Annotated in this window: 1 rRNA gene; it reads left to right on the forward strand. The window is 51.7% G+C overall.

Annotated features, from left to right (window positions below):
* Nucleotides 1-149: 149 nt before the first annotated feature.
* A 5S ribosomal RNA gene (gene rrf, locus OGX75_RS21235) occupies nucleotides 150-205 on the forward strand; the annotation flags it as partial.

Raw genomic sequence — 205 nt, forward strand, 5'->3', positions numbered from 1 at the left:
AAGCGCAGCGATGCGTTGAGCTAACCGGTACTAATGAACCGTGAGGCTTAACCTTACAACGCCGAAGATGTTTTGGCGGATGAGAGACGATTTTCAGCCTGATTACAGATTAGTGTTTAATGCCGGAGGCATTAGACGAACAGAATTTGCCTGGCGGCCGTAGCGCGGTGGTCCCACCTGACCCCATGCCGAACTCAGAAGTGAA

The sequence above is a fragment of the Citrobacter sp. CK199 genome, from assembly GCF_030333285.1.
Lineage (GTDB): Bacteria > Pseudomonadota > Gammaproteobacteria > Enterobacterales > Enterobacteriaceae > Citrobacter_B > Citrobacter_B koseri.